The organism is Kribbella sp. NBC_00709, from assembly GCF_036226565.1.
Lineage (GTDB): Bacteria > Actinomycetota > Actinomycetes > Propionibacteriales > Kribbellaceae > Kribbella.
The window spans coordinates 7,361,054-7,374,417 of sequence record NZ_CP108996.1 but is presented as its reverse complement, the minus strand read 5'-3'; the positions used below and the strand labels follow the sequence as shown (position 1 = coordinate 7,374,417).

General features: G+C 68.1%; 11 protein-coding genes. 4 read left to right on the top strand and 7 right to left on the bottom strand.

Annotated features, from left to right (window positions below; all coding sequences use genetic code 11):
• The first annotated feature begins 21 nt into the window (after positions 1–21).
• Together OHA18_RS36050 and OHA18_RS36045 are read left to right on the top strand one after the other, a co-directional pair.
• Positions 22–1,155, top strand: a complete 1,134-nt coding sequence (locus OHA18_RS36050; RefSeq protein ID WP_328999848.1) for an aminotransferase class V-fold PLP-dependent enzyme — start codon at positions 22–24, stop codon at positions 1,153–1,155.
• Complete coding sequence (locus tag OHA18_RS36045) at positions 1,152–1,781, top strand: class I SAM-dependent methyltransferase (protein ID WP_328999847.1); 630 nt, start codon at positions 1,152–1,154, stop codon at positions 1,779–1,781. The genes OHA18_RS36050 and OHA18_RS36045 overlap by 4 nt, the downstream gene beginning before the upstream one ends.
• Here OHA18_RS36045 and OHA18_RS36040 read toward each other — a convergent pair.
• The 4 genes from OHA18_RS36040 to OHA18_RS36025 are packed head-to-tail and all read right to left on the bottom strand — an operon-like array spanning position 1,771 to position 7,703.
• Positions 1,771–2,622: a carbohydrate ABC transporter permease gene (locus tag OHA18_RS36040; protein ID WP_328999846.1), complete on the bottom strand. Its 852-nt coding sequence runs from the start codon at positions 2,620–2,622 to the stop codon at positions 1,771–1,773. The genes OHA18_RS36045 and OHA18_RS36040 overlap by 11 nt on opposite strands.
• Complete coding sequence (locus OHA18_RS36035) at positions 2,619–3,533, bottom strand: carbohydrate ABC transporter permease (RefSeq protein WP_134100570.1); 915 nt, start codon at positions 3,531–3,533, stop codon at positions 2,619–2,621. The genes OHA18_RS36040 and OHA18_RS36035 overlap by 4 nt, the downstream gene beginning before the upstream one ends.
• 11 nt (positions 3,534–3,544) lie before the next feature.
• On the bottom strand, positions 3,545–4,876 hold the full coding sequence (locus tag OHA18_RS36030) for an ABC transporter substrate-binding protein (protein WP_328999845.1): 1,332 nt from the start codon (positions 4,874–4,876) through the stop codon (positions 3,545–3,547).
• Positions 4,877–4,928: 52 nt separating this feature from the next.
• Positions 4,929–7,703, bottom strand: coding sequence for an alpha-L-rhamnosidase (locus tag OHA18_RS36025; RefSeq protein ID WP_328999844.1), 2,775 nt, complete (start codon positions 7,701–7,703; stop codon positions 4,929–4,931).
• A 180-nt stretch (positions 7,704–7,883) separates the two neighbouring features.
• Between OHA18_RS36025 and OHA18_RS36020 the strand changes: the two genes are divergently transcribed.
• Positions 7,884–8,789 carry a helix-turn-helix transcriptional regulator gene (locus tag OHA18_RS36020; protein WP_328999843.1) on the top strand — a complete coding sequence of 302 codons (906 nt, stop codon included), beginning with the start codon at positions 7,884–7,886 and terminating at the stop codon, positions 8,787–8,789.
• Here the strand turns inward: OHA18_RS36020 and OHA18_RS36015 are convergent.
• Positions 8,755–9,459 (bottom strand): TetR/AcrR family transcriptional regulator, encoded by a 705-nt coding sequence (locus OHA18_RS36015; protein ID WP_328999842.1) that lies wholly within the window; start codon positions 9,457–9,459, stop codon positions 8,755–8,757. The two genes, OHA18_RS36020 and OHA18_RS36015, sit on opposite strands and share 35 nt — an antisense overlap.
• Before the next feature lie 95 nt (positions 9,460–9,554).
• On the opposite strand from OHA18_RS36015, the gene OHA18_RS36010 reads away from it, so the two are divergent.
• The gene (locus OHA18_RS36010) at positions 9,555–10,745 is read left to right on the top strand and encodes an FAD-dependent monooxygenase (protein WP_328999841.1); all 1,191 of its coding nucleotides are present in this window, start codon (positions 9,555–9,557) and stop codon (positions 10,743–10,745) included.
• Here OHA18_RS36010 and OHA18_RS36005 read toward each other — a convergent pair.
• Positions 10,713–11,171, bottom strand: a complete 459-nt coding sequence (locus OHA18_RS36005; RefSeq protein WP_328999840.1) for a PGPGW domain-containing protein — start codon at positions 11,169–11,171, stop codon at positions 10,713–10,715. The two genes, OHA18_RS36010 and OHA18_RS36005, sit on opposite strands and share 33 nt — an antisense overlap.
• A gap of 20 nt (positions 11,172–11,191) precedes the next feature.
• The gene (locus OHA18_RS36000; RefSeq protein WP_328999839.1) at positions 11,192–13,315 is read right to left on the bottom strand and encodes a peptidoglycan DD-metalloendopeptidase family protein; all 2,124 of its coding nucleotides are present in this window, start codon (positions 13,313–13,315) and stop codon (positions 11,192–11,194) included.
• Between the last annotated feature and the right edge of the window lie 49 nt (positions 13,316–13,364).

Genomic DNA, 13,364 nt, shown 5'->3' with positions numbered 1-13,364 from the left:
GAAGTATGTACCGTTTGGCGAGTGACGGTACTCAACCCCCGCCCCGACCTGTGGACCCTCGACCCCGGTGTCCTCCATCTCAACCACGGTTCGTACGGCGCCGTGCCGCGCCGTACCCAGGAGGTGATGGCCGCCCTACGGGTCGAGATGGACGCCAACCCGATGGTGTGGTTCCGGACGGTCGCCGACCGGCTGACCACGAGCCGGCTCGCGCTGGCGGCGTACCTGGAGACGGACCCGGCCGGGTTCGCCCTGGTCCCGAACGCGAGCGCCGGTGTCACGGTCGCGCTCGCCACGCTACCGATCCCGGCGGGCAGCCGGATCGTGCTGACCGACCACACCTACGGCGCGGTCCGGTACGCCGCCGAGAGGTTCGCGAAGGCACATCAGGCCGAGATCGTCATCGTCGGGATCCCGCTGGAGGCCGACGACGAGACTGTGGTGTCACTGATCGCGGACCGGCTCGACAACGCGTCCGTTCTGATCGTCGACCAGATCACGTCGGGTACGGCGAAGGTCCTGCCGATCGCCGCGCTCGTCGAGGCGGCCCACGAGCGCGGCGTACCGATCGTGGTCGACGGCGCCCACGCCCCGGCCCTGATCGACGCCCCGGCCGCCGCCGGCGCCGACTTCTGGACCGGCAACTTCCACAAGTGGCCGGCCGCGCCGCGGGCGACCGCCGGTCTGGTGGTCGCGGAGCAGTGGCGCACGGCAACGATGCCGCTGATCGTCTCGTGGTCGGAGTACGACGAGCGGATGCCGGAGCGCTTCGACATGCAGGGCACGTACGACTACGTCCCGTGGATCGCCGCGCCCGAGTCGCTTCGTGTGCTGTCCGACCTGGACTGGCCGACCCGGCGCCCGCAGCTGACCGCGCTGGTCGAGGAGGGCGCCCGGATCCTGGCCAAGTCGCTCGGCACCGGTGTCGCGGAGGTCGTCCACCCGCCGGCGACGATGCGCCTCGTCGAGCTGCCGTCCTCGGTCGACCTCTCCGGTGGCGACGCGCTGAAGATGCGGATCTCGCGCGAGCTGAAGGCCGAGATCACGTTCACCGGGTTCGAGGAACGCAAGTTCATCCGGTTGTCGGCGCATGCGTACAACTCGCTCGCGGACTACCAGAAACTGTCGGAGGGTCTTCGTACAGTCCTCGGGTGAACGACATCCAGGGGTCATACAACACAGCGGCTGCCGACTACCACGCGATTCTCCGGGACTACCACCGCGAGGATCCGTTCGAGCGGGGTGCCCTCGACTACTTCGCACACCTGGTCGAGGCCGGCCCGGTCGGGGACCTCGGCTGCGGGACCGGGCGCATCACGACGTACCTGGCCGGGCTCGGGCTGGACGTGTTCGGTGTCGACCTGACGCCGGGGATGGTCGAGGTGGCCCGCCGCGAGTATCCCGAGCTGCGGTTCGAGGTCGGGTCGCTGTTCGACCTGGACCTGAAGGACGGCGAGCTCGCCGGGGCCCTCGCGTGGTACTCGCTCGTGCACACGCCGCGCGAGGACCTGCCGGCGGTGTTCGCCGAGCTCTTCCGCGTGCTGCAGCCGGGCGACTACCTCGTGCACGGCTTCAAGGTCGGCGGCGGCAGCCGGCATCTGAACAACGCCTACGGTCACGACCTCGCCCTCGAGGTCTACAGCTACGACCCCGCGGACGTCGCCGGGCTGCTCGCCGGCGCCGGGTTCGCCGAGGTGGCGACCCTGACGCGCGCGGCGATGCCCGGCGAGAAGGACAAGGCGCAGGCGGCCCACATCGTCCGCAAACCGGCTACCCCTTGATCGCTCCGGACGTCAGACCGGCGACGATCTGCCGGTTGAAGAACAGGAACATGATCAGCGGCGGGATCGTGATCAGCAGGATGTCCATGAACAGCAGGTTGTACTGCGTCGTGAACTGACTGGAGAAGTTGTACAAGGTCAGCTGCACCGTCGCGTTCTGGTCACCGGGCAGGAAGTACAACGGGTTCACGAAGTCGTTGAACACGTTGACCGACTGCACCACCACGACGGTCACGATGACGGATCTCAGCAGCGGGAACACGACCTGGAAGAACAGCCTCAACGGCCCGGCGCCGTCGATAATGGCCGCCTCGTCCAACTCCCGCGGAATCGTCGCCACGAACGCGCGGAACAACAGGATGCAGAACGACAACCCGTAGGCGATCTCGATCAGGATCAGCCCCGGCATCGTCTTGAACATGCCGAGCTTCTGCAGCACCCAGATCGTCGGTACGACGGCCGGCGGGATGATCAGCCCGGCCAGCACCAGGAAGTTGATGAACCCGTTCCACCGGCTCTTCCGCCGTTGCAGCACGAACCCGGCCATGGCCGCGAGCACCACCATCCCGGTGACGCTGGCCACGGTCAGGATCGTGCTGTTGATGAACGCGATCACCAGCATGAAGTCGCGCGCCTTGACCACCTCGACGAAGTTCTGCACGAAGCGGAACTGGTGCGGCCACGAGAAGCTCAGGTCCGCGGACTGGGTCCGGTCCTTCACCGCGGTGAGCACGATGAACGCGAACGGGATGATGAACACCACGATCGAGACCAGGATCGCGACCGTGCTGAGGATCCACTTGCGCGCCGGCCGGTGGTTGACGAGCTCTGCGGTGCTCACAGGTCCACCTCCTTGCGGTTGAGGAACCACGACAACGGCAGGATGATCGCGGTGACGGTGACGAACAGCACGACGTTGCCCGCGGTTGACAGGCCGTAGAACCCGGCCTGGTACTGCTTGTAGATCACCGACGCGATCACATCCGAGGTGAATCCCGGCCCGCCGCGGGTCATCGCCCAGATCAGGTCGAAGGACCGCAGCCCGCCGATCAGCGACAAGATGATGACGGTAACGGTGGCCGGCCGGGACAGTGGCAGCACGATCCGCCAGAACTGCTGCCACGAGGTCGCGCCGTCGACCCGGGCGGCCTCGATGTACTCACGGGGGATCGAGACGATGCCGGCGATGTAGATGAGGGTCGCGAGACCGACGCCCTTCCACACATCGACGGCGGCGACCGAGAGCAGCGCCCACTTCGGATCGGTCAGCCAGCCGGGACCGTTGATCCCGAGCAGCCCGAGCGACTCGTTGATCAGGCCCTTCTCCGGGTTCATCAGCACGGTGAACGTCAGGCCGACGCCGATCGTGGAGACCAGCACCGGGAAGAACACCACCGACCGGAGGTAGCCGCGGGCAACGATCTGCGACGTCAGCAGGACCGCGAGCAGCAGCCCGAGCACCACCTTCGACCCGGACGTGATGACGGCGTAGATCAGCGTGTTGGTGAAGCCCTTGACCAGCGCCGGCTCCTGGAAGAACAGCTTGAAGTTGTCCAGCCCGATGAACTTCGACTCGAACAGGCTCCACCGGGTCAGGCTGAAGTAGAGCGAGGCGAACGTCGGGACCAGGAACAGCACGCCGTAGATGACGGCGGTCGGCAGGTAGAACCAGTTCGAATAGGGCCGGTAGACCTTGGCCCCGGTCGTCGAGGTGACCGGGGCGGTCTTGGTGCGCTCCTGTGTGATCGACACAGTCACGAACCTCACCAACCTGCCAGACCGAGTTGCTGCGCCTGCTTCTTGACGTCCTCGTCGTACCGGGCGGCGCCGTCCTTGGCCTTGCGGATGCCGGAGCCGACCTCGACGGTGATCTGCTCGAGCGACGGGCCCTTGACCGGCGACAGGAACTCCAGCGCCAGGCTGGACGCCCCCGGCTTGTCGAGGTACGGCTGCATGTCCTTGATCGCCTGCGGTACGTCGTTGCCGAGCGTGCAGCCCTTGACGGCGTACGGACCGGTCGGTGCGCCGGCGGTGGTCTGCGAGGCGCAGCCGTCCGGGCTGGCGACGAAGGCGAGGAACTTCTTCGCCGCGTCCAGCTTGTCGCCGGTCGTGGTCTTCGGGATGTACAGCCCGCCCGGCGTCCACAGCGTCAGGCCGTTCTTGCTCGCATCGTCACCAGGCAACGCGAACAGGCCCACGGACTTGGCCGCGTCCGGATAGGTGGCGACCATGTTCGCGACCACCCCGGACAGGTTCGGGTAGTGCGCACCCTTGCCGGTGGCAAGCATCTTCAGGCCGTCCGGCAGCTTCGCCGAGGCGAAGTCCTTGTTCTCGTAGCCGGCGTCGTGGACCGCTTCGGTGTGCTCGAAGCCCTTCAGCGCGGCCGGGTTGGTCGCGTACTTCGCCTTGTTCGCGGTGTAGTCGTCCGCGAACGACGGGTCGACGGCGGAGACGTTGTGGAAGTCGCCGAGGACGAACAGTTGCGAGGTCCAGGTCTCGCCGTACGTCTGGATCACCGGGGCGACCCCGGGGTCCTGGGCCTTGATCTTGGCGTTGTTGGCCATGAACTCGGCCCAGGTCTTCGGCACCTTCAGGCCCAGCTTCTGGTACACCGGGATGCTGTAGAGCACGGCGCCGCCCATGAAGCCCCCGACGGGCACGCCGTATACCTGCCCGTCGGCGGTCACGGTCTTCTTGAAGTTGTCGTCCAGGTTGCCGATGTACGGCTGGTCGCTGATCGACACCAGATTCTTCTGCGGCGCGATCGCCTGGAACAGTGACCCGGTGTTGTAGCCGAAGACATCGGGCATGTCGCCGGTCGAAAGCCGGGTCTTGACGATGTTGTCGCCCTCCGTGCCGGCCGGCCGGGTCTCGGTCTTGATCGTGATACCGGGGTTCTTCGCGGTGAAGTCCTTGATCAGCTGGTTGGCCTCTTTGATGTCCTGATCCTGGTTGCCGATCAGGTAGGTGATCTCGACCGAGCCCTTACTGCCCGAGTCACTACTGGATCCGAGACTGCCCGCGCTGCACGCGGTGAGCACGAGCGAACCGGCGGCGAGCAGCGCCAGTCCGCTCGCTCCTGGGCGGAACCTCATCTTGACCTCCAAGGGATGTTGTTCAAAGCAGCGGGGCGGTGGTCGGGTGGGATCAGTGGTTGAGCAGGGCTTCGAGCTTGGCCTTCAGTGCCTCGGCGCTCGGGGTGAATCCACGGGGACTGATCGCTTCGACCAGTCCGGTGGCCGGCTGGTCGAGGTACCGCTCGAGGCGGGCGGCCAGGTGGGCGTCGTCGGTGACGACCCCCGCCTCCGCGGCCGCCGTGGCGAGTGCCGTCCAGGTCGGCTCGTGGTCCATCAGCTGACGGATGGTGGCATCCGCCGCCAGTCCGGGCAGCTCGGCGTGCGCGTCGTCGGCGGTCCATTCATGTGTGCCGTGGCCGACCTCGACGACACCCTGCCCAGGTACTTCGACCTTGGCGCGGGACCCGACCGGAACGGTGACCGACAGCGTGACCTGCCCGTCGGACCGCGTCCACGCGACCGACGCTTCGCCGTACGGCGTGAGGTGCTTCGCGGATGCCTTCGTGAGCTGCTCGGTGAACAACGGCCGCACGTCGATCGTGCGGTAACCGGGCTCGGCCGCCGCGAGGCCCGCGACCCGGCGATGCATCCAGTCGGCGACCGCGCCGAGGGCGTAGTGGTTGAACGAGGTCATCTGACCGGGGTTGATGCTGCCGTCGGGCAGCATGCTGTCCCAGCGTTCCCAGACCGTCGTGGCTCCCATCGTCACTGCGTACAGCCAAGAGGGGCAGCCTGTCTGTAGCAGAAGGCGGTAGGCCAGGTCAGGATGTCCGGAATCGGCCAGGGCGTCGGCCATCAGCGGAGTGCCGACGAATCCGGTACTGATCCGGAAACCCGCGGTCCGCACCAGGTCGGCAAGGCGTTCGCCGGCTCGCTTGCGCTGGGTCTCGGTCGGCAGCAGCGCCCATTGGAGAGCCAGCGCGTAAGTCGTTGCCGCGTCGCTCAATACGCGGCCGCCGTCGGTCGCGTACTCGGTCGCGAACGCCTGCCGCACGCGCGCCGCCAGGTCGGTGTACTCCTGGGCCAGATCGGCGTGGCCGAGGATCTCCGCCGTCTTCCCGACCACCTCCGCCGAGCGGGCCAGGTGCGCGGTCGCGACCACGTCGGGGTCAGCCTTGGCGGCGAACGCGTTCTCCGGCGGCGCGGTCGGGTCGAGCCAGTCACCGAACTGGAAGCCGCCGGACCAGAGCAGATTGCTGCCGGCCAGGTCGGTCATCTTGTCCACCCACGCGCGCATGCTCGGCAACTGCCGGGCGAGCAGTCCGGCGTCGCCGCTGCGCTCGTAGATCACCCAGGGGACGATCGTTGCCGCGTCACCCCATGCGGCGGTGGCCTGCCCGTCGTGCCTCAGCACATCAGGTACGACGTACGGCACCGAGCCGTCCTTCTGCTGCTCGGCCGACAGGTCGGCCAGCCAGTTGGTGAGGAAGCCGGCCGTGTCGAACAGGAAGCTCGCACTGGGGGAGAAGACCTGGATGTCGCCGGTCCACCCGAGCCGCTCGTCGCGCTGGGGGCAGTCGGTGGGTACGTCGACGAAGTTGCCGCGCATGCCCCACACGACGTTCTCGTGGAACTTGTCGAGCAGCTCGTTCGACGACTCGAACCATCCGGTCCGCTGCAGGTCGCTGCCGATGACGACGGCCTCGAGGTCCTCCTTCGCGAGACCGTCCACGCCGGTGACCTCGGCGTACCGGAAGCCGTGGAAGGTGAGCGGCGAGTCGAGGACGACCTCGTCGGGGCCGGCCAGGAAGTAGGTGTCGGTCGCCTTCGCGGTCCGCAGCGGGCGGACGCCGAGCTCGCCGTTCTCCAGGACTTCTGCGTGCCGCAGGACGATCTCGTCGCCCTCCGCGCCGCCCCGGACCTTGAGCCGCACGCGGCCGACCAGGTTCTGGCCGAAGTCGACCAGCGTCTTCCCGGAAGGCGACGTGGTGATCTCGAGCGCGGGCAGGACATCGGTGATCCGGACCGGCGGACCGTCAGGTGCGACGAGCAGGCTCAGGTCGGCGTCGAGAACGTCCACCGGGGAGCGCTGTCCTGGCGTTCTGCGCAGGTCGGTGGTCTGGCCGTCGTACAGGTCGTCGGCGAGGACGCTGCTCTCCCGGGAGGTCCAGGTGCCGTCGCTGCCGAAGGTGTGGAGCTGACCATCGGCGGTCGTCACCTCGAGCTGCGCGAGTACGGCCAGGCGCTCGCCGTACAGCTGCTTCTGGTCCTGGAAACCGATCCGGCCGCGGTACCAGGCGTTGCCGACGAGGAACTCGAGCTTGTTCTCACCAGGTTGGACAAGCTCGGTCACGTCGTACGTCTGGTAGCGGAGGCGGTACTGGTACGCCGTCCAGCCGGGCGCGAGTTCCTCGGTGCCGACCCGCTTCCCGTTGAGCTCGGGGAGATAGATGCCGTACGCCGTCGCGTAGAGGCGGGCCTTGACGATCCCGTCCGGAAGGTCCGCGACGCCACCGATCAGGGGAGCGGGGGAGCCGTGCGGGTTGTCCCGCGGGCTGACGAACCGGGCGGTCCAGTCGTCCGAGGCGAGGAGGCCCGCCTCGACGGTCGCGGGCTCGCTCCAGTCACTCCAGTCGTCGGTACCGCGGACGCGGACCCGGACCTGCGCGACGTCGCGGGAGGCCAGTGGGTCAGCCGGCCAGGGGACCAGGATCTGGTCGGGCGACTCGACAGCGAAGGTCTGGGTGGTGCCGGCGGTGATCTCGATCTCGTACGCCGTCTGCGCGTAGCCGGCGTCCGCGGCCGGGATCTGCCAGGAGATCCGGGGCGTCGCGGTACCGATCCCGGCAACGGGTGCGGGCCGATGCTCGAAGCGAAGGGCGGTGGGTGCGGCGAGGTTCGACATGAGGCTCCAAGTCGCGAGTGAAACGATTCATTGGGTGCTCCGGCGAAGCGCCTCGGTTCTGTTCGGATGGTTGGCGCGACGTTTCGCCTGTTCCCCGATCCTGCGGCCGGCAGTCGCCGGCGAGTAGCCCGAAGTGCACTCGGTCTAGCACGATCTGCACCTTGGCTCGTATCGTGAACCATGGTCGACGAGCCGGTGAGGACTCGCGGGACGGTGCTGCACTTCGTCGAAGGGACGGTCGTGCACGCCGGCCCGCACGTGCACGAGAATTCCCATCCGCTGCACACGCACAGTTTCTTCGAGCTGGCCCTCGTCACGGCCGGTGAAGGCATCCACCACAGCCTCGCCGGGCGCCAGAAACTCCGGGCCGGCGATGCGATCCTGCTGCGTCCGGGGGTGTGGCACGAGTACGTCGACTGCGATGCGCTCGAGGTCTACAACTGTTGCTTCTCGGCCGATCTGGTCCGGCGCGAGCTCGCCTGGGCGCGCGAAGATCCCTTACTGGGTTACCTGTTGTGGACCGGGCCGTTCTCCGCGGAGCGCCGGGGGATGCTCGCGACGCACCTGGATCCGGCCACGGTGAAGGAGGCCGTCGGGCACCTGGACGGACTGCGGCAACTGCGGGACCAGCCGCTCAGCCGGCATCGCGGCGAGGTCATCGGCTGGCTCTCGTTGTATCTGAGCTGCGTCGCGCGGACCGTGGCCGAGCGCGACGAGCGGAGTGAGCATGCCGGGCACACCCATCCCGCCGTGCTCGATGCGATGCGGTTGATGGAGGCCGATCCGGCGCGGCACTGGACGCTGACCGATCTGGCCGGTGAATTGCACCTCGCGCCGGGATACCTGGTTCGGCTGTTCAAGTCGGTGACCGGACTTCCACCGATGGCGTACCTGTCCCGGCATCGTGTCGAGCTCGCGGCCGACCGATTGCTGCACACGGACCTGCCGATCAGCCGGATCGGGGAGTCGGTCGGCTGGCCGGACCAGAACTACTTCGCCCGGCGCTTCAAGTCCCACTACGGACTCCCGGCATCGATCTACCGGCAACGTTTCAATGCCGTGAAGTCGACACCTTCCTCCCGCTGATCAGCAGCTCGAGACCGTCCAGGATCCGCTCGAGCCCGAACTCCAGGCCCTGGTTCTCGCTGCCGGCCGTCGTCCGCATGGCGATGGCGAGGTGGGGGAAGCGGTCGGCCCGGGTCGTGAGGATCTCGGCCAGCGAGCGTTGCATGTCGTCTTCGGTGAGTCCGGTGCTGTGGCCGGGGAGGTTGGCGGACTGCTGACCGAGGTTCCGGACGTGGCTGGTGATCACCAGGATCGAGTCCAGCTGCTCGCCGCCGGTCAGACCGGTCCCGGCGAGTGCCGCGATGCCGCGCTCCATCCAGGTGAGTTCGTTCGGGCCGAGTAGGCGGCGGCCGATGGTCGACTGGAGCAACCACGGGTGTTGCAGGAAACCGTCGTACAGATCGATGGCCCAGGTGTACAGCGCCTCGCGCCACGATAGGTCGGGGCGGTCCGGCGGGGCGCCCATCGCGAGGTCACTCATGACCGCGACCAGCTCGGTCTTGCCCGGCACGTACCGGTAGAGGGCCATCTTCGTCACCGGCAGCACGTCGGCGATGCGCTGCATCGAGACGGCGTCCAGACCTTCCGCGTCGGCGATCCGGATGCCCGCCTCGGCGATCCCGGTCAGCGTCACGGCCGGCTTCGGGCCACGACTCGGCAGCGGCGGCTTGCCCCAGAGGAGATCAGACATCCTTCGATCCTTCTCGAAGTGAATTCGCTTGAACTGTGTCTACCATACACTTTACTGTGTCCATCGGACACAATAACTTCTCGAGGAGGACGACGATGAAGGTTCTGGTATCAGGTGCGAGCGTGGCAGGCCCGTCGGTGGCGCTCTGGCTGGGCTGGGCCGGCCACGACGTGACGGTGGTCGAGATCGCCCCGGCGCTGCGGCGGGGCGGGTACGCCGTGGACTTCCGCGGCGAGGTGTTCACGACGGTTCTGGACCGGATGGGTGTGCTGTCCGACCTGCGTTCGGTGCAGACCGGCGGCAGTGGGATGCGCTTCGTCGACGCCTTGGGCCGCAAGCTGATGCGGCTGCCACCGGAGTTCTCCGGCGGCGAGCTGGAGGTACTGCGAGCAGACCTGTCGCGGGTGTTGTACGAGCACAGCCGTGCGCAGGCGACGTACCGCTTCGGGGACTCGATCGCAGAGCTGCGGGAGCACGCGGACGGCGTGGACGTGCGGTTCGAGAGTGGGGTCGAGGACACCTACGACCTGGTCATCGGGGCTGACGGCATGCACTCCGTCGTACGGCGGCTGGCGTGGCCGCAGGAGCGGGTCGTCGAGCGCCACCTGAACTACTACGTGGGCGGCTGGGAGGTCCCGAACACGCTCGGGATCAGTGGTAGCGATTCGCTGCTGTACAACGTGCCGGGGAAGCTGGCGAGCGTCGGCGCGGACCGCCGCGACCCGGGGCTGGCGCAGACGCTGTTCGTGTTCAAGTCGCCGGAGCTGACCTACAACCGGCGTGATCTCGACCAGCAGAAGGCCATCCTGCGCGAGCAGTTCACCGGTCTGGGCTGGCACGTGCCGGAGCTGCTGAAAGGGTTGCCGGCGGCAACGGAGTTGTACTTCGACTCGATCAGCCGGGTGAGCGTCGACCGCTGGTCCACGGACCGGATCGTGCTGCTCGGCGACGCGGGGTACGGCGCGACGTTCGGAGCCCTCGGGACGGGTACGGCGGTGGTCGGCGCCTATGTGCTGGCGGGGGAGCTGGCCCGGGCCGGCGGTGACTTCCGGGCCGCGTTCGGCCGGTACGAGGCGCGGCTGCGCAAGTCGGTGACGACGACCCAGGACGGCAGCCGCGCGGGGTCGTTCCTGGCGCCGGCGACCCGGTTCGGGCTGACCGCGCGGAACCGGATCCTGGACATCCCGTTCTTCAACAACCAGATGATCAGGATGGCGCAGAAGATGAGCGAACTGATCGAGCTGCCCGACTACTCAATGAAGGAGGGGAAGCCTGTGCAGGAATGACTCCCAGGAGTCGGGCAGCCAGCCTGGGACGCCGAGGACGGCCAGGTAGAGCCAGATCGCCACGAGCACACACAGGAACAGTGCGAGGGTCCCGAGCGCCTTCAGCCAGGCGGGCTGCTTGCCGGTCCAGGCGGTGAGCGCCTTCACCCAGTCCTTGACCCGGTACAACAGCCGCTGGGCCCACTCGAACTCGCTGGCCAGCACGGCGAGGCCGGCGATGAACAACGGGATCCCGCCCGGGCCCGGCAGCCAGCCGGTCAGCGGCGCGGCGATGATCAGCAGCCCACCGAGGACGCCCACGCCGATCCGGTAGAACAGCAGCTTGCGCGGATTCTCGCGAATCCTCCGCCGCCACTCCCACCGGTCGTCCGCAGCATCCAACGTGATGTTGTGATCGGTGCGGTCGGGACTCTCATGCTCGGCCACACGCTCAGCCTACCGGGCAGCTACGAACTGGCCGGGTTCCCGAACTCCCAGTGCCACGGTTCTTCGCGGTTGCCGCCCTGGTCGGCCCAGGCCGGGTGCAGCCAGCCGTACGCCGGGGCGTGGGACTTCATCCACTGGTATTGGGTGGTGTTGTACCTGTCGATGCCGCCACAAAGATCCACCGCCACGCCCCAGCCGTGGTTGGACGTGCCGGGCAGGGCGGCCAGCGACGGTTTGCGGGCGTACAGGTCGACCTGGGATGCGTACGAGCGGTAGGAGTCGGTGATGCACAGCGTCTTGCCGAACTGCGCCCGGTAAGCGCTCGCAAGCTGCAGGTACGCCGCGGCCGCGTCGCATCGGAGCATGTGCCCGCCGCCGATCCCGCACAGCTTGCCGGCCGGGATCATGCCGTTGCTGTAACCACCCCAGCCGGTGCTCGCGGAACCGGTCGCCAGGAAGGGCATCGGGTTGACCGGATCGCCGCCGAGACGGACCTCGAAGTGCAGGTGCGGACCGGTGGAGTTGCCTTCGGTGCCGACGGCACCGATCTGCTGACCCGCGGTCACCTGCTGTCCGTCTCTGACGTCGACTCGGCTCAGGTGCGCGTACAGCGTCTCGAGCCCGTCGCCGTGATCGATGCGCACCAGGTTGCCGGCCCATGCGGGGTGCTCGACCCGGACAACACCAGGCGTCACCGCGCGCACCGTCGTACCAACGGGAGCCGGGAAGTCCTGCCCGGTGTGGAACCCGGTCGCCCACATCGACCCGGACTGACCGAACGGCGTACCGATCTCGTAGGTGCCGTCCGGCAGCGGCCACGTCCAGGCGCCCGTGCCGACGTTGTACGACGTCGCGGTGTTGCCGCAGCGGAATGCGTACGAGTTGGACGACGCCACGGGGGCGACCTGCGGTTTGGCCGGTGCGCCGAGGGTCGGGCGGAGGGCGGCGTACAGGTTGTCGGGGACGGTGGTGACGACGACCGAGCCCTTCGCCTCGTCCGCGGCGATCATCTCGCCGTTGTCGAGGGCGATGCCGATGTGGACGAGGCCGAGCGACTTGCTGCCCATCACGAGCAGGTCACCCGGCTGGATCTGGGCGTTCGGGACGGCCTGGTAGCCCGGGTACACCTTGCCGACCAGGTTCGGGAGGGTGGTGTACGGCTGCCACGCGACGCGAGCCGCGCCGAGGCATCCGTACTTGTCCGGTCCGGTCGCGGCCACGCCGTACGGCTTCCCGACGAGACTGAACGCCTGGTTGACCGCACGGATCGTCTCGGCCGACATCACCCGCACGGTCCGCCCGGCGACGGCCACAGACGCGACGCCGGGGACAGCCGCGCCCCGGCGGGTCAGCGGCGCCAGACCGGCCGGGAGCTTGGACGGGTTCTTGAGTACGGCGGCCGCCGGGGGAGTGATCTTCGCCGTGGTGAGCTCGGTCAGGTAAGTCTGCCAGCGGCTCAGCGCCTGCTGGTTGCGCGCGAGCTGGAGCTGCTTGGAGAGCGCGGACGCGACGTCGAGGTCGGAGGTCTGGTCCGCCATGGCCGCCGAGGCGTCCGCGGCCTTCTGCTGCACCTGCTTGCTGAGGTCCTGTGCCTTGGCGGCGGCGTCGTTCGCGGCTGCCCGCTTGGTGGTGGCCTCCGCCTTGAGCCGGATCGACTCGGACTCGGCCTCCATCGCCGTGCGGTACTGCGAGACCTGCGTGCTGCCGAGCTGGGTGATGGCGGTCTGCCGGTCGGCGATCTCCTGGAGGTTCTCCGCGACCGGGGCGAGCGACCAGAGCATCGACTCGGTGCCCATCACGGTCGGGATGCCGAGCTGGTACGCCTGCGCGGTCAGGAGGCCGAGCTGGCGGCGCTCCTCGTCTGCCTTGCCCTTGGAGACCGTGGCGCTGGCCTCGGCCTTCTTCGCGGCTGCCTCGGCGGTCTGGGCGTCCTTGAGGGCCTTGGTGTAGGCGATGGTCGCCTTCGCGAAGTCGGCCTGGACGGCGGCGGCCTCGGCCTGCAGCTGCTCCAGCGAGCGGTTGACGTCGGTCACCGAGGCGGGTGGCGGGGGTGTCGGGTCGTCGGCGTACGCCGGCAGTGCGACCACTGCCAGCAGTGTCCCGAAAGCCGCGAATCGCAGCCCCCGACGTCTCCCCAGATCCATCGGTCCCCCATGATTTCGCCTCACGCGCCTGCCCAGCGTACCCCGGGAC